Source organism: Mycobacterium marseillense, assembly GCF_010731675.1.
Lineage (GTDB): Bacteria > Actinomycetota > Actinomycetes > Mycobacteriales > Mycobacteriaceae > Mycobacterium > Mycobacterium marseillense.
On the sequence record NZ_AP022584.1, the window covers coordinates 1,891,752 to 1,907,570 of the forward strand.

Below are 15,819 nucleotides of genomic sequence, written 5' to 3' on the forward strand. Positions count from 1 at the left end.
TAACATCATCTCAGCTTGGCGGCATGGGTGGGCCCGCCCTCGGCATACGGGATGGTGTGGTCGAGGTCGCAGGCGGTGGCCGGGCGATCACAGCCCGGCCAGCGACACGTCAGATCCCGACACCGCACAAACGCGGCCAGCCCGGTCGAGGGCACATAGCCGGGCTCAGGGGGCGCATCCCCGGGATGGATCAGCGGCACCAGTTTGGCTGAGGCCGCCAACTCGGCGAGCAGTTCGGGCGGGATCAACCCCTCGGCACCGATCTCGGCACCCTGGGTCGCAGCGGTGCCATCCAGGCTGGCCTGCTCGGCGATCACATGGATCACCACCGGGCTTGCGGCCCGGCCCCCGGCCCCACACTCCGCACGCCCGCACCGGCACCCCAACCGCTCGGCGTCAGCGGCCAAGGCCCCCAACGCATCCGCGCGGCGCTGTTCACGGGTCCGCGGGTCGCGGGCACACACCGTGGCCGCCAACGCCTCCAGGCGCTTGTCCAGCGCGTGGGCATCGGGGCTGGCCAGCGTGCCCTCCACATGCGCCAACCCGTCACCCATGTCGGCGAACCACACCTGCCGGCCGGCCGCGTGTTCCTGGCGCCGGCGCACCGCATCGGCATCGGCGTGGGCCACCACCTTGTCCACCTGCGCGGCCAACCGGCCCTGACTCAGCGACGGCCACCGGCCCACATTGCTCGCCAACACCGCGTCCACCGACGCCAGTACATCCGGGTCCACGATCAAATCCGTGCGGAACACGATGGTCTGAAACATCCGGTAATCAATATCCCCGGCCGCAAAGACCGCCCCCACCTTCGGCAACCGCTCGCGCAGCGCCCGCGCGTAGCGCACCCGGCTCGCCGCCAACCCTTGGCCGACCCGCAACTCGGCAGCCACCTCGGCGGCCACCGCCGCCTCGGTATCGATCGCCCAGTCCTCGGTCTCCGCACAACGCGACAGCCGGTAGGCAAACAACTCCCCGACCGCCACCAACTGCGCCGCGGCCGCCCGATTCTCCACCCGCGCCACCATCCCGACGTGCACCAGCAGCGCCGCCGACTCCGCCGTCACCGACGGATGACAACGCTCGATGAGCTCCTCCAGCGCCGCGATCCCCGCAAGACGCCCCGCCTCATCGAACATACATTCGACTATGCCACACGGGACCGACAACCCGCCTACCAGGCCTGAAACGCGTTACCGATCGAGCCGGGCGAGCACGTCGGCGACGACCGACTCCGTAGCGACGGCCGACTGCTTCCCCGTCCCCAGGTCCTTCACCCCGACCGTGCCGGCCTCGATATCGCGGTCTCCCAGCACCAGGGCGACCCGGGCGCCCGATCGGTCGGCCGCGCGCATCGCGCCCTTGAGCCCGCGGTCGCCGTAGGCGAGGTCGACGCGCACACCGGCGGCCCGCAGTTGACCGGCCAGCACCGCCAGCCGCAGCTTGGCCTGCTCGCTCAGCGGCACGCCGAAGACGTCGCAGCGGGTGGTCTCCCCGACGCTCTTGCCCTCCGCCCGCAGCGCCAGCAGCGTCCGGTCCACGCCGAGCCCAAATCCGATGCCGGACAGGTCTTGTCCGCCGAGCTCGCGCATCAGGCCGTCGTAGCGGCCGCCGCCGCCGATGCCCGACTGCGCGCCCAGACCGTCGTGCACGAACTCGAACGTGGTCTTGGTGTAGTAGTCCAACCCGCGCACCATGCGCGGGTTGATGACGTACGGGACCCCGAGCGCGTCCAGGTGCGCCAGCACGGTGTCGAAGTGCTGCTTGGCCGCGTCGGACAGGTGGTCGAGCAACACCGGCGCATCCGCCGTCATGGCCTTCACCTGCGGTCGTTTGTCGTCGAGCACGCGAAGTGGATTCAGCCGCGCGCGTCGCTGGGTTTCCTCGTCGAGGTCAAGACCAAACAGGAACTCCTGCAACAGTTCCCGATATTGTGGTCGACAGCTGTCGTCCCCCAGCGAGGTGATCTCGAGCCGGAACCCGTCGAGCCCGAGCGACCGGAATCCCGCGTCGGCGATCGCGATGACCTCGGCGTCCAGGGCCGGGTCGTCGACGCCGATCGCCTCCACGCCGACCTGCTGCAGCTGGCGATACCGGCCGGCCTGCGGGCGCTCGTAGCGGAAAAATGGTCCCGCGTAACAGAGTTTGACGGGCAGTGCGCCACGGTCCAGCCCGTGTTCGATGACGGCACGCACCACGCCGGCGGTCCCCTCGGGCCGCAGCGTCACCGAACGGTCGCCACGGTCGGCGAACGTATACATCTCCTTGGACACCACGTCGGTGGATTCGCCGACGCCGCGGGCGAACAGGGCGGTGTCCTCGAAGATCGGCAGCTCGATGTCGCCGTACCCGGCGCGGCGGGCGGCGCCGAGCAAGCCGTCGCGCACGGCGACGAACTGCGCCGAGTCCGGCGGGACGTAGTCGGGCACCCCCTTGGGGGCAGCAAAGTCAGGCACGGGCTACAGGCCTTCGAGGAAGGGGTTGAGGCGCCGCTCGGCGCCGATGGTGGTGGCGTTGCCATGCCCCGGCAGCACCACCGTCGTGTCGTCGAGCACCAGGAGCTTGTCGACGATCGAGGTCAGCAGGTCGCGACCGCTGCCGCCGAACAGGTCGGTACGGCCGACCGACCGCTCGAACAGCGTGTCGCCGGTGAACACCACATCCTTGTCCCCGGTGACCCGGAACACCACCGATCCGCGGGTGTGGCCGGGGGTGTGGTCGACGTTGACGGTCACGCTGCCCAGGTCGAGCTTGTCGCCGTCGCGGTCGAGCTCGACGACCTGCTTGGGCTCGCGCCAGAAGGCGCCCGCCGCCAGCTGCGCCAGGCGCGGGCCCAGGCCGTAGATCGGGTCTTTGAGCATGAACCGGTCCTCGGGATGGATGTAGGTCGGGCAACCGTAGGTGTCGGAGACCTTCTGCGCCGACCACATGTGGTCGATGTGCCCGTGGGTGAGCAGCACCGCGGCCGGCGTCAGCCGGTTTTCGTCGAGGATGCGCCGCAGCGGGGCCATCACCCGCTGCCCCGGATCCACGATGACGGCGTCCGTTCCTGGCCGCTCGGCCAGCACGTAGCAGTTGCACTGCAACATGCCGGCGGGAAATCCGGTGATCAACACGGTTCCCATTTTCCCATGGGCCCCACTTGACACGAGTCGCGGCGCCCACATTAGCCTGAGCTGGCCACCTCACGGGTTTATGGGGCTCCGACTTCACCAAGCATGGAGGCATAGCGGCCGTGCCGACCAACGAACAACGACGTGCCAACGCCAAGCGCAAGCTCGAACGCCAGCTGGAGCGGCGCGCGAAGCAGGCCAAGACTCGCCGGATCGTGCTGATCGCGGCCGGCGCGATCGTGGCGGTGGCCGTGGTCGTGGCGGTGGTCCTGACGATCGTCAACACCAAGCACGAACAGAAGAGCAACACCGCGGCGTCCACCACCACCAGCGCCAGCGCGCCCGAGTCCACGACGCCTGCCGGGCCGGCGCCGTCCGCCCCGCCGTTGCCGGCGTTCAAGCCGTCGGCCGAGGTGGGCGCCAACTGTCAGTACCCGGCAACGCCGGAGCCGGCGGCCAAGGAGGTCAAGCCGCCGCGGACCGGCAAGGTGCCGACCGATCCGGCGCAGGTGAGCGTCAGCATGGTGACCAACCAGGGCCACGTCGGCCTGATGCTGGCCAACAACGAATCGCCTTGCACGGTCAACAGTTTCGCGAGCCTGGTCGGCCAGAAGTACTTCGACAACACCAAATGCCACCGGCTGACCACGTCGCCGGGGCTGGGCGTCTTGCAGTGCGGCGACCCCAAGGGCCAGGGCACGGGCGGCCCGGGCTACCAATTCGCCAACGAATACCCGACCGACCAGTACCCGCCGAATGACCCCAAGGCGCAGGAGCCCGTCCTCTACCCGCGCGGCACCCTGGCCATGGCCAACGCCGGGCCCGGCACCAACGGCAGCCAATTCTTCATGGTCTACAAGGACTCCCAGCTGCCCCCGCAATACACCGTGTTCGGCACCATCCAGCCCGACGGGCTGGCCACCCTGGACAAGATCGCCAAGGCGGGCGTCGCCGGCGACGGCGAGGACGGGGCACCCGCCAACGAGGTAACCATCACCTCGGTGTTGCTCGACTGAGTCCACTCGGCTGAATCCGTAGCGGCGCAACGCAGGCGCCGATCGGCGAGAATGCCGCGGACGCCGCGGCCGACAGCTTATGGTCGTTGGGTGGCGGCGAAGTCATTCGGGCAATACCAATTGCTGGAGGTCTTGGGACGCGGGGGCATGGGACAGGTCTACCGCGCCTACGACGCCACCACCGACCGGGTGGTCGCGCTGAAGGTGTTGCCGTCGAACCTGGCTGAGGATCTCGAGTTTCAGCAGCGGTTCCGGCGTGAGGCACGCATCGCCGCCAGCCTCAACGACCCGCACGTGGTGCCGATCCACGGTTACGGCGAGATCGATGGCCAGCTGTATGTCGACATGCGGCTGATCGAAGGCCGCGATCTGGTCGACTACATCGCCGAAAACGGTGGACGGCTCAGCCCCGAGCGGGCGGTCGCGGTCGTCGAACAAGTTGCGGCGGCGTTGGATAGCGCGCACGAGGCGGGATTGATCCACCGCGACATCAAGCCCAAGAACATCTTGGTCACCAGGGCACGGGATTTCGTCTACCTGATCGACTTCGGCATCGCGCGCAGCACGGCCGACACGTCCCTCACGCAGACCGGTCACACGATGGGCACCGTGGCGTATATGGCGCCCGAACGCTTCAGGGGCACAACGGATCACCGTGCCGACGTCTATTCGCTGGCCTGCGTCCTGCAGGAGTGCCTGACCGGGAAGCGTCCGTTCCCGGGCGAAAGCCTCGAAGAACAACTCAACGCGCACTTGAGCATTCCGCCGCCGCAGCCGTCGGCCGCCGTGCCCGGTGTGCCCCCGGCGCTGGACGCGGTGGTCGCGCGCGGGATGGCGAAGGACGCCGAACACCGCTACCAGTCGGTGATGGAACTCGCCGGGGCCGCCCGGGCTGGGCTGGCCGGCGCACCCCCGCCGCCCGCCGCGCCGCCACCGATTCCCGGCGCGCCGCCGCCGTATCACCCGCCGACGCACTCACGACGCCTGCTCATCGGCATCGTGGGCGCGTCGGCCCTGGCCCTCGCCGCGGTGGTGGCGTTGGTCATCGCATTGGTGGCCCAGAGTGACGGACCGGACGGCAGCCAGGCATCCAGCGCCCCGACGCGAGCCCGGGTGCCGGGCAGGACGGGATCGAATCCCGGTGCGAGCGGCCCGTCCTCGGCGACGGTGCCGCCGCTGCCCGCGTTCGCGCCGCCGGCCGACCTGGGCGCCAACTGCCAGTACCGGCCGGTGCCGGATCCGGTTTCGCGGCCCGTCAACCCACCGCCGTCGGGCCGGGTGCCCACCACCCCCGCGCAGATCGGCGCCGTCATCTCCACCAACTTCGGCGACATCTCCATGCAGCTCGCCAATTCCGAATCCCCGTGCACCGTCAACAGTTTCGTCAGCCTGGCCAAGCAGCAGTTCTTCGACAACACCCAGTGCGCCCGGCTGATCAGCTCGCCGGATGGCGGGTCGCTGTTGTGCGGCGGCCCGGACGTGGACGGTTCCGGTGGCCCCGGTTACGAATTCGCCGACGAGTACCCGGCGAACCAATACCCGCCCGATGATCCCGCGCTGCGGGCGACGGTGGTGTACCCGCGCGGCACCGTCGTCATGGCCACCGAGGGGCCCAACACCAGCGGCAGCCAATTCGCGTTGATCTTCAAGGACTCCGAGATGGACCCGCAGAGCACGGTGTTGGGCACGATCGACCAGGCGGGACTGGAGACACTCGACAGGATCGCCCGCGCCGGAATCGCCGGCAACCGGCAGAGCGGTGCCCCCACCAATCCTGTGACGATCAGCTCGGTGCGGCTGAGCTAGGGACGAACGGCTCAGGCCGCGGACGTCACGCGGTACACGTCGTAGACACCCTCGACGTTGCGCACCACGTTCAGCAGGTGGCCGAGGTGCTTGGGGTCACCCATCTCAAAGGTGAACCGGCTGATGGCAACTCGATCACCGGACGTGGTCACCGACGCGGACAGGATGTTGACCTTCTCGTCGGCCAGCACACGCGTGACGTCCGACAGCAGCCGGTGCCGGTCGAGCGCCTCGACCTGGATGGCCACCAGGAACACCGACGACGGCGACGGCGCCCAATTCACCTCGATGATGCGCTCGGACTGCTGCTGCAGCGAGGCGGCGTTGGTGCAGTCGGTGCGGTGCACGCTGACCCCGCCGCCGCGGGTGACGAACCCCATGATCTGGTCGCCGGGCACCGGGGTGCAGCACTTCGCCAGCTTGGTCAGCACGCCCGGGGCGCCGGGGACCGAGACGCCGACGTCGTCGCTGCTGCGGGGGCGCCGCAGCATGGTCGTCGGGGTGGAGCGTTCGGCGAGGTCTTCCTCGGCCTGGTCGATGCCGCCGATCTCGGCCAGGAGCCGCTGCACGACGTGCCGGGCCGACACGTGCCCCTCACCGATCGCGGTGTAGAGGGCGGACACGTCGATGTAGTGCAGCTCGCGGGCCACCGCCGCCAGGGTCTCGCCATTGACCAAGCGCTGCAAGGGAAGTCCGCCGCGACGCACCTCGCGGGCCATCGCGTCCTTGCCGGCCTCGAGCGCCTCCTCGCGGCGCTCCTTGGCGAACCACTGCCGGATCTTGGCCTTGGCGCGCGGTGACACCACGAACTGCTGCCAGTCCCGCGACGGCCCGGCGTTGGCCGCCTTCGAGGTGAAAACCTCGACGACTTCGCCGTTTTCCAGCTTGCGTTCCAGCGCCACCAGGCGTCCGTTGACCCGGGCGCCGATGCAGCGGTGGCCGACCTCGGTGTGCACGGCGTAGGCGAAGTCCACCGGCGTCGAGCCGGTCGGCAGGGTGATGACGTCACCCTTGGGGGTGAACACGAAGATCTCTTGTACCGCAAGGTCATACCGCAACGACTCGAGGAACTCGCCGGGGTCGGCGGCCTCCCGTTGCCAGTCGAGCAGCTGGCGCATCCACGCCATATCGTCGATCTCGGCGGCGGCGTGCGGATGCGGAAGACCGTTGCGACCCTTGGCCTCCTTGTAGCGCCAGTGCGCGGCGATGCCGTATTCGGCGGTGCGGTGCATGTCGCGGGTGCGGATCTGCACCTCCAGCGGCTTGCCCTCGGGCCCGACGACGGTGGTGTGCAGCGATTGGTAGACGCCGTAACGGGGTTGGGCGATGTAGTCCTTGAACCGGCCGGCCATCGGCTGCCACAGCGAATGCACCACGCCCACCGCGGCATAGCAGTCCCGGATCTCGTCGCACAGGATGCGGATGCCGACCAGGTCGTGGATGTCGTCGAAGTCTCGGCCCTTGACGATCATCTTCTGGTAGATCGACCAGTAGTGCTTGGGGCGGCCCTCCACCGTCGCCTTGATCTTCGACGCGCCCAAGGTGCTGACGATCTCGGCGCGCACCTTGGCCAGGTAGGTGTCCCGCGACGGCGCGCGCCCCGCCACCAGCCGGACGATCTCCTCGTACTTCTTGGGATGCAAGATCGCGAACGACAGGTCTTCCAATTCCCACTTGACGCTGGCCATCCCCAACCGATGAGCAAGGGGCGCAATGACTTCCAGTGTCTCGCGGGCCTTGCGGGCCTGCTTCTCCGGCGGCAGGAACCGCATGGTGCGCATGTTGTGCAGCCGGTCGGCGACCTTGATCACCAGCACGCGGGGATCGCGCGCCATCGCGGTGATCATCTTGCGGATCGTCTCGCCCTCGGCGGCGCTGCCCAGCACCACCCGGTCCAGCTTCGTCACCCCGTCGACGAGATGGCCCACCTCTTCCCCGAATTCCTCGCTCAAGGCGTCCAGGGTGTAGCCGGTGTCCTCGACGGTGTCGTGCAGCAGGGCGGCCACCAAAGTCGTGGTGTCCATGCCCAATTCGGCGAGGATGGTGGCCACCGCCAGCGGGTGGGTGATGTAGGGGTCGCCGGAGTGGCGCAACTGGGTGGCGTGGCGCTGGTCGGCGACCTCGAAGGCGCGCTGCAGCATCGAGACGTTCGCCTTCGGGTAGATCTCCCGGTGCACCGCAACCAGCGGCTCGAGCACCGGGTTGAGCGTGCTGCGCTGCGCGGTCATCCGCCGGGCCAGCCGCGCCCGGACCCGCCGCGACGCGCTGCTGGACGTCTTCAGGGATTCGGTCGGCGGCTCCGGCGCCTCCATCGGCTGCGTGATGGCTGGCGACTCCGCGACTTTGGGCGCGTCGAGCGCTTGCGCCGCGCTGTTGTCATCCGCCACGTGTGGTCACCTCCGAATTCGAGGATATCTCCGATGTGGGTGGGCTACTCGCACATCAGGCTGTGCACCGGCAACGGTGCGACCGCGTCCCGGCCGCCCAGCCCGCCGAGTTCGAACAGCACCGCCGCCGCCACCACGTTCGCCCCGGCGCGCTCGAGCAGCCGTGCGGATGCGGCCAGGGTGCCGCCGGTGGCCAGCACGTCATCGACGATCACGATGTTGCGTCCGCGCAGGTCGATGCCCTCGCCGGGGATCTCCAGCGTCGCGGTGCCGTATTCCAGGTCGTACCGCTCGGCGTGCACCGGCGGCGGCAATTTCCCGGCCTTGCGGATGGCCAGCACGCCCGTCCGCAGCCGGTCGGCGACGGCCGCGGCCACCAAAAAGCCCCGGGCCTCGATGCCGGCCACCAGATCGGCGCCCGACGCGAGCTCGGCCACCGCGCCGGTGATCGCCGTCATCGCCGTCGCGTCGGCGAACACCGGGGTGAGGTCCTTGAACTGGATCCCCGGCTGGGGGAAGTCGGCCACCTTGCGCGTCAGCGACGCGATCAGCTCGGCCACGGGCGTCCGCCCGCCGACATTCGTCACGGCAACCTCACTGCACCAGGGCCCATCGGTCCATGTTCCAGCCCACGCCCCACCGGGTCGGGTTGTTGCTCACCGCGTACATCTTCTTGGACATCAGCAACGTGCGCTGCTGCCGGTACAACGGCAGGGTCGGCATGTCGCCCCAGAGTATCGGCGCGGTTTCGGCCAGCAGCCTGACGCGCTCGGCGGCATCGGCGGACACCGCCAGCGCCCCGATCGCGCCGTCGACCTGGGGATTGCTGTATCCGGACAGGTTGTTGCCGTTGCCGGTGTGCAGGGCGTACGCGTCCAGCGCCGAGGACCCCGTCGAGCCGCTGCCGGTCGCGCCGCCCGTGCTGGCCAGCAACGCGTCGATCTTCCCGTCCCGGAGCGCCTGCGGGCCCGAGGCGTCCAGGGTGACGCCGGTGACGGTGATACCGGCCGCGGCGCACGATTTGGTGATGACGCCGACGTTGACCGCGAGCCGCGCGTTGGGCCCCTGGTAGCCGATCCGCACCGCCAGCGGCGCGCCGCCCAGCGCGTTGCGGGCGGCGACCGGGTCCGCCTTGCGGAACGGGCCGGCCTCGGTGGCCCCGTCGGCCGCGGTGACCGCGTCGTCGCCGGCGGGGCTCAGGCGTGAATTGGCGATCGGTGTCCCCGCGTCGTGGGCCAGCGCGTCGCGCGGCGTGCACAGCGCGACGGCCCGGCGCGCCTTGGGCGCCGAAAGCGGCCCCTGCGGGGCGAAGATCAGCTGCTCGATGCCGTCCGACGGCGCGTCCGAGCGCTCGTAGTTGTCGGGCGTGGCCAGCGTTCCCGACGAGCCCGCGGCGACGTCCACCACGTCGACCGTGCGGTTGTTGACGCGGTCCTGGATGTCGGGCCCCTGCGGCCACACCGTGATCCGCTTGGTGATGGCCCTGGGCCCCCACCACCGGTCGTTGGCGACGAGCACCACCGCCCCGCCCTCCAGGACGGACCCGATCTTGTAGGGCCCCGACGACGGGAAGCGTTTGAGATCGACACCCGGTTTGAGGTCCCAGATCGTGTTCCACAGCTTCGCGACCTGCTGCACCAGCGGCGCGTTGTGGCTGAGCAGCGCCGCGGTGACGTCGACGTTGAGCTGGTCGGCGATGACGTGCGAGGGCATCAGCGAGGTCGCGGTGAACAGCTGGGTGTAGTCGACGACACCGCGGTCCGGGACGAACGACACCCGCGCCTTCTTTTGCCCGGGGATGCACTCGACGTTGGCGATGTCGATATAGCCGCCCTGGGTGGCGGCGTTGAATTCCGGGAAGCGGCCGGACTGGGCCGCCCAGGCGAGGACGATATCGTCGCAGGTCAGTGGCTTGCCGTCGGAGTAGACGGCGTTGTCGGCGATCTGGTAGTCCAGCACCAGCGGCGTGCCGCCGACCACCGAGACGGTGCCGAAGTCGCGGTCGGCGACGATCTGCCCGCCGGGGCCGTGGTAGCTGAACCCGGTGAGTGTGCGGGCGAATGCCTGCGCCCCGGCCGAGGCGGCGCCGGCGACGGTGTTGGTGTTGTAGGTGTTCAGCGGGCCGTCGACCACGTAATCGACCTCGGAGGCGGCGCTACCGGAGCACGCGGTCATCAAAAAGCCCGCGGCCAGCACCACCGCCAGCCCGGCGCTGATCCACAGCGCGATGTTCGGCCGGACGGTTAGCGCGCCACGATCGGCCCCAGTTTCCCGGTACCTGGCGGCCATCGCGCCTACCGCCGGCCGACGTTCCGCTTGCCGGTGGGACGACGGGTCCCGGTCGGCCGCACGGGACGTGCCCCCGGCGCAGGCTTGTTCGGCGCGGGCTTGGACGGCCCTGACGGCTTCGACGCCTCGCCGGCGGTCGCTTCGGTGTCCCCGGCGGCCTCGTCGGCAGTGTCGTCAGCGTCGTTGGCGCCCAGGGCGTTCTCGGCGCCCGCGCGGGCACCCCCGGCGCGCCGCCGCAGGACGCGGCGGGTGTGGGTGCGCACCAGCTCGGTGCGTTCCCGCATGCTGACCAGCAGCGGGGTGGCGAAGAAGATCGAGGAGTAGGTGCCGACGATGATGCCGATCAGCTGCACCAGCGCCAGGTCCTTCAGGGTGCCCACACCCAGCAGCCACACCGCCACGACCATCAGCGCCAGCACCGGCAGCACGCCGATGAGGCTGGTGTTGATCGACCGCATGAACGTCTGGTTGATCGCCAGGTTGGCCTCTTCGGCGAAGGTGCGCTTGGGCTTGTGCTGGAAGCCGTGGGTGTTCTCCTCGACCTTGTCGAACACGATGACGGTGTCGTAGAGGGAGAAACCGAGGATCGTCAGCAGGCCGATGACCGTGGCCGGGGTGACCTCGAATCCGACCAGCGAGTACACGCCGGCGGTCACGGCCAGGTCGAAGAACATCGCCGCGATCGCGGCCAAGGTCATGTACCGCTCGTAGCGGACCGTGATGTACACGCCGACCAGCGCCAAAAACACCACCAGGGCGAACAGCGCCTTCATGGTGATCTGGTCACCCCAGGTCTCGGAGACCGCCGAGTCGCTGATGGCCTGCTTGCTGGGTTTGCCGTCGGGGCCCTTGGGTCCGAACGCGTCGAACAACGCGTTGCGCAACTTGGCCGTCTGGTCGTTGGACAGCGTCTCGGAACGAATCTGCACGGTCGCCGCCGCGCCGTTGCCGACGACGACCACCGATTCCGCATCGTTGCCCAGGGTCTTGCGGAACACGTCTTGGACTTGGGAGGTCTGCACCATGCCGTGCGCCCCGTCGGCCGGCATCGACACCGTCGTGCCGCCGTTGAAGTCGATGCCGAAGCTGAAGCCGCGCAACACAATGCTCAACAGCGCGGCCGCCACAATCGCGCCGCTGATGCCGAACCACAGCCGCCGCCGTCCGACAACCTCGAACGCACCGGTGCCGGTGTAGAGGCGCGACAGGAAGCTATGGTGCGGCGCCCCGGCGGCGCTGTCGGTCAATTCGGTTGTGCCTTCCGAGGTTTCGGTGATCTCGGTCGCGTCTTTGGAGGCCATCACGTCATCCCCGTCCCGTCTTGACCTGCGACGAACCCCGGCGTTCGCGGGCGACCTGCTGGATCGCGCCCAGGCCGTTGTACGCGGGTTTCGCCAACGTCGGTGACTTGGAGGCCAGGTAGACCAGCGGCCAGGTCACCAGGAACACCACCACCAGGTCAAGGATCGTGGTGAGGCCCAACGTGAATGCGAAGCCCTTCACCTGTCCGATCGCCAGCGCGTACAGCACCGCGGCGGCCAGGAAGGTGACCGCGTTGCCCGACACGATCGTCTTCCGCGCCCGCGTCCACCCTCGAGGCACCGCTGACCGGAACGAACGCCCTTCGCGGATCTCGTCTTTGATGCGTTCGAAGAAGACTACGAAGGAGTCGGCGGTGGTACCGATACCGATGATCAGACCCGCGATGCCCGCCAGGTCCAGGGTGTAGTTGATCTGGCGGCCCAGGATCACCAGGATCGCGAAAACCATTGCGCCCGAAGCGGCCAGCGACAGCGCCGTGAGCAGTCCCAGCACCCGGTAATAGAGCAGCGAATACAGCAGCACCAGGATCAGGCCGATCGCGCCGGCGATCAGCCCCGCGCGCAGCGACGTCAAACCCAATGTCGCCGAGACGGTTTGGGCTTCCGACGCCTCGAACGACAACGGCAGCGAACCGTATTTCAGGACGTTGGCCAGCTGCTTGGCGGTCGCCGCGGTGAACGGCGGGTCGCCACCGCTGATCTGGGTGCGCCCGCCGGGGATGGCTTCTTGGATCATCGGGGCGCTGACGACCTGAGAGTCGAGCGTGAACGCCGTCTGGGTGCCGATATGGGCGGCGGTGAAGTCCGCCCAGGTGTTGGCCGCCGCGGACTTGAACTGAAGGTCGACGACGTAGCCGATGCCGCGCTGGTTCTGGCTCGAGGTGGCGTCCTGGATCTGATCACCGCTGACGATGGACGGCCCCAGCAGGTAGGCCACCTTGTGGTCGGTCGAGCAGGTGATCAACGGCTGGGTGGGGTCGTCGTTGCCGGCCAGGATGTCTTCTTTGTCGCAGCGCGTCGCCTGGAACTGCAGGGCCAAAAATTGAATGCCCTGCCGGGTGCTCTGCCGCCATTTCTTCTCGTCGGCGATGCGCTCTGCGAGGTCCTTGCGCGGGTCCGGCTGGGCGGGCGCCTCGGCCGGCGGCGCCTCCCCGGCAGGGGCGGCTGGCGCGGGCGCCGGGGCACCGGGGGCCGGAGCGGGTGCGGGAGGCGCGGGGCTGGGCACCGGCGGCGGTTCCTGCGGGTAAGGCCGGGGCTGCGCGCCCGGCTTGCCGCCGGGTGCGGGCTGGCCCGCCGGCGGAGCCGGCTGGCCCGGGGCGGGCTGACCGCCCGGCGCGGGCTGGCCGCCCGGCACGGGTTCAGCGGGCGCGGGCTGGCCGTTGGGCGCCGGCTGGCCCCCCGCGGGCTGGCGCGCCGGGGGCTTGGGCTCGGCGCTTTGGGCCGGCATCGAGTTGAGCACCGGACGGATGTACAGCCGGGCCGTCTGGCCCAGGTTGCGGGCCTCATTGCCGTCGTTGCCCGGGACCGTGATGATCAGGTTGTCGCCGTCGACGACGACCTCCGAACCCGAGACGCCGAGCCCGTTGACCCGGGCGCCGATGATCTGCTGCGCCTGCGCCAGCGCCTCGCGACTGGGACGCGAGCCGTCCGGTGTGCGCGCGGTCAGCGTCACGCGGGTGCCGCCCTGCAGGTCGATCCCGAGCTTGGGGGCGGCCCGCTTGTCGCCGGTGAGGAACACCAGCAGGTAGACGCCGATGAGCAACACCAAGAAGACCGACAGGTAGCGGGCAGGGTGCACCGGCGCCGAAGACGATGCCACGTTCCTTCTATCTCCTCGAGAATCGGTTACTTACCCCGGACAGAGCCTAGAAAAGCCTACGTGGCCCCGAGAAGCCCGTCGCGCAAGCCGTCCTCCCCCGGAATATCGGCGTCAGGAATCCTTGGCGATCGAGCCCTCGTCGGCGGCGGCGTCCTCGTCGACCAGATCCTCGTCGTCGTCGGGCAGGATCCGGTCGCGGATCGCCAGCTTCATCCAGGTGGTCACCACGCCGGGCGAGATCTCGAGGTCGACGGTGTCGTCGGTGATCGCGACGACGGTCGCCTGCAGGCCCGACGTGGTGTGCACCCGGTCGCCCGGGGTCAAGGACTCGTGCAGGTCGATGGTGGCCTGCATCGCGCGCTTCTGGCGCCGCGACGCGAAGTACATGAACCCGCCCATGATGAGCAGGAACGGCAGGAACAGGATCAAACTCTCCATGGGCGCGCCCGTCTTTCTTCGTGATTTTCGGGGTATTTCGAGTGGAAGGTGCCGGTCCGACTCGAGCGTCGCGCACCTCGTCACGGTCCAGTGTGCCCGTCTAGTCTGGCAGGCCGCGGGCCGTCGCCGACCGCCGCGGTGCAACCAGTGCCCGCCGGTGGCAAGCTCGATAGGCTTTCAGCGCGGCGTGACACGCGCGCCGCGGGGAGGAGTACGTGGTGGCCAGCCTCGAGCAGACTCGCCAACTGGTCACCGAGATCCCCGGCCCGGTCTCGCTGGAGCTGAGCAAACGCCGGGCGGCGGCGGTGTCGCACTCGGTCAACGTCTCCGTCCCGGTCTTCGTGGCCCGCGCCGGCGGCGGCATCATCGAGGACGTCGACGGCAACCGCCTCATCGACCTCGGCTCCGGCATCGCGGTGACGACCATCGGCAACTCGGCGCCCCGGGTGGTCGAGGCGGTGCGCGCGCAGGTCGCCGAGTTCACCCACACGTGCTTCATGGTGACGCCGTACGAGTCGTATGTCGCCGTCGCCGAAACCCTCAATCGGATCACCCCGGGCTCCGGCGAGAAGCGCTCGGTGCTGTTCAATTCCGGCGCCGAGGCCGTCGAGAACGCCGTCAAGGTCGCGCGCGCCTACACGCGCAAGTCCGCCGTGGTGGCGTTCAACCACGCTTACCACGGCCGCACGAACCTGACGATGGCGCTGACCGCGAAATCCATGCCCTACAAGGCCGGCTTCGGCCCGTTCGCGCCCGAGGTCTACCGGGCGCCGCTGTCCTACCCCTATCGGGACGGCCTGATCGACAAGGAACTGGCCACCGACGGGGAAAAGGCCGCCGCGCGGGCCATCCGGGTCATCGACAGCCAGATCGGCGCCGACAACCTCGCCGCCCTCCTCATCGAACCGATCCAGGGCGAAGGCGGGTTCATCGTCCCGGCCGAGGGATTCCTGCCCACCCTGCTGGACTGGTGCCGCAGAAACGACGTGGTGTTCATCGCCGACGAGGTGCAAACCGGGTTCGCGCGGTCGGGCGCCATGTTCGCCTGCGAACACGAGGGCATCGAGCCCGACTTGATCTGCACCGCCAAAGCCATCGCTGACGGGCTGCCCCTGTCGGCGGTCACCGGCCGGGCCAACATCATGGACGCGCCGCACGTCGGCGGCCTGGGCGGCACCTTCGGCGGAAACCCCCTGGCCTGCGCGGCGGCGCTGGCCACGATCGAGACGATCGAGAGCGACGGCTTGGTCGAACGGGCCCAGCGGCTGGAACGGCTGATCACCGAACCGCTGCTGCGGCTGCAGGCCGGCGACGACCGGATCGGTGACGTCCGCGGCCGGGGCGCCATGATCGCGATCGAATTGGTGAAGTCGGGGACCGCCGAGCCCGACAAGGAGCTGACCCAGCGGCTCACTGTCGCCGCCCAGGCGGCCGGCGTCATCGTCCTGACCTGCGGCATGTTCGGCAACATCATCCGGCTGCTGCCCCCGCTGACGATCGGCGACGAACTGCTGGCCGAGGGCATCGACATCCTGAGCGGGTTGTTGCGCGACCTGTAACACCCCCGCCCTCGTGGGCAATCTCACAACCACGCCACAGGCCGTATCATGGTGGAATACCGTTACTTTA

The 15,819-nt window shown here is 69.3% G+C and carries 11 protein-coding genes and 1 pseudogene; 3 read left to right on the forward strand and 9 right to left on the reverse strand.

The window, feature by feature from the left end:
- Positions 1–8: 8 nt before the first annotated feature.
- The 3 genes and pseudogenes from G6N26_RS08140 to G6N26_RS08150 form a co-directional block, all read right to left on the reverse strand.
- A pseudogene (locus G6N26_RS08140) lies at positions 9–1,139 on the reverse strand (HNH endonuclease signature motif containing protein); the annotation flags it as partial.
- 54 nt (positions 1,140–1,193) lie between these two features.
- Positions 1,194–2,456: a histidine--tRNA ligase gene (hisS, locus tag G6N26_RS08145; RefSeq protein WP_083019167.1), complete on the reverse strand. Its 1,263-nt coding sequence runs from the start codon at positions 2,454–2,456 to the stop codon at positions 1,194–1,196.
- Positions 2,457–2,459: 3 nt separating this feature from the next.
- Positions 2,460–3,116, reverse strand: coding sequence for an MBL fold metallo-hydrolase (locus tag G6N26_RS08150; RefSeq protein WP_067173613.1), 657 nt, complete (start codon positions 3,114–3,116; stop codon positions 2,460–2,462).
- 119 nt (positions 3,117–3,235) lie between these two features.
- On the opposite strand from G6N26_RS08150, the gene G6N26_RS08155 reads away from it, so the two are divergent.
- Together G6N26_RS08155 and G6N26_RS08160 are read left to right on the forward strand one after the other, a co-directional pair.
- Positions 3,236–4,129, forward strand: coding sequence for a peptidylprolyl isomerase (locus tag G6N26_RS08155; RefSeq protein ID WP_083019168.1), 894 nt, complete (start codon positions 3,236–3,238; stop codon positions 4,127–4,129).
- Between the two features lie 90 nt (positions 4,130–4,219).
- A complete protein-coding gene (locus tag G6N26_RS08160; RefSeq protein ID WP_264077899.1) occupies positions 4,220–5,935 on the forward strand; it encodes a protein kinase domain-containing protein in 1,716 nt (571 codons plus the stop codon).
- A gap of 11 nt (positions 5,936–5,946) precedes the next feature.
- Here G6N26_RS08160 and G6N26_RS08165 read toward each other — a convergent pair whose 3' ends face one another.
- The 6 genes from G6N26_RS08165 to yajC all read right to left on the reverse strand — a co-directional run bounded on the left by G6N26_RS08165 (position 5,947) and on the right by yajC (position 14,190).
- Positions 5,947–8,322, reverse strand: a complete 2,376-nt coding sequence (locus tag G6N26_RS08165) for a RelA/SpoT family protein (RefSeq protein ID WP_067173604.1) — start codon at positions 8,320–8,322, stop codon at positions 5,947–5,949.
- Between the two features lie 44 nt (positions 8,323–8,366).
- Positions 8,367–8,909: an adenine phosphoribosyltransferase gene (locus G6N26_RS08170; protein ID WP_067173602.1), complete on the reverse strand. Its 543-nt coding sequence runs from the start codon at positions 8,907–8,909 to the stop codon at positions 8,367–8,369.
- 7 nt (positions 8,910–8,916) lie between these two features.
- Positions 8,917–10,611: an ABC transporter substrate-binding protein gene (locus G6N26_RS08175; RefSeq protein ID WP_083019170.1), complete on the reverse strand. Its 1,695-nt coding sequence runs from the start codon at positions 10,609–10,611 to the stop codon at positions 8,917–8,919.
- A gap of 5 nt (positions 10,612–10,616) precedes the next feature.
- A complete protein-coding gene (secF, locus tag G6N26_RS08180; RefSeq protein WP_083019263.1) occupies positions 10,617–11,912 on the reverse strand; it encodes a protein translocase subunit SecF in 1,296 nt (431 codons plus the stop codon).
- A gap of 4 nt (positions 11,913–11,916) precedes the next feature.
- A complete protein-coding gene (gene secD / locus G6N26_RS08185) occupies positions 11,917–13,752 on the reverse strand; it encodes a protein translocase subunit SecD (protein WP_083019171.1) in 1,836 nt (611 codons plus the stop codon).
- Positions 13,753–13,863: 111 nt separating this feature from the next.
- Entirely contained in the window at positions 13,864–14,190 is a 327-nt protein-coding gene (gene yajC / locus G6N26_RS08190; protein ID WP_067168200.1) for a preprotein translocase subunit YajC, read from the reverse strand.
- A 218-nt stretch (positions 14,191–14,408) separates the two neighbouring features.
- Between yajC and gabT the strand changes: the two genes are divergently transcribed.
- The gene (gene gabT, locus G6N26_RS08195) at positions 14,409–15,749 is read left to right on the forward strand and encodes a 4-aminobutyrate--2-oxoglutarate transaminase (protein ID WP_067168213.1); all 1,341 of its coding nucleotides are present in this window, start codon (positions 14,409–14,411) and stop codon (positions 15,747–15,749) included.
- The last annotated feature ends 70 nt before the right edge of the window (positions 15,750–15,819 follow it).

Coding starts and splice junctions, on each gene's coding strand:
- G6N26_RS08175 (WP_083019170.1), bottom strand. CDS start 10,611: ATGGCCGCCAGGTACCGGGAAACTGGGGCCGATCGTGGCGCGCTAACC.
- secF (WP_083019263.1), bottom strand. CDS start 11,912: ATGGCCTCCAAAGACGCGACCGAGATCACCGAAACCTCGGAAGGCACA.
- yajC (WP_067168200.1), bottom strand. CDS start 14,190: ATGGAGAGTTTGATCCTGTTCCTGCCGTTCCTGCTCATCATGGGCGGG.